The sequence below is a fragment of the Bowmanella yangjiangensis genome (genome assembly GCF_017255015.1).
Lineage (GTDB): Bacteria > Pseudomonadota > Gammaproteobacteria > Enterobacterales > Alteromonadaceae > Bowmanella > Bowmanella yangjiangensis.
In genome coordinates, this window is record NZ_JAFKCS010000852.1 from 1 (window position 1) to 302 (window position 302).

Below are 302 nucleotides of genomic sequence, written 5' to 3' on the forward strand. Positions count from 1 at the left end.
CTGTTCATGCCGCTGACCGCATTGCTGCTCGTGCCGCAGGGGTGGGATCAGCGCCGCTACCTGGGGTTCGCGGCCTGCTACCGGGTGATGGGGCTGCTCTATCTGCTCGGCCCGGTGCTGGTGCTGTCCTACTGGGGCGGCGGCAGCTATCTCGGCTGGTCAACGGGGTGGATCGAGGCGTTCTATCAGACCCTCGGCCTCGCCCTCTCAGGGTTGGCGATCTGGCTGGGCATTCGCCGTGGCTGGAGCGAAGTGGTCAGCACCGGGCTGGTCTTCGCCCTGATCATGCTGTTCGCCAAACT

At 65.9% G+C, this 302-nt stretch carries 1 pseudogene; it reads left to right on the plus strand.

What is annotated here, in order from left to right:
* Nucleotides 1-302, plus strand: a pseudogene (locus tag J0A65_RS26945) (DUF2157 domain-containing protein); the annotation flags it as partial.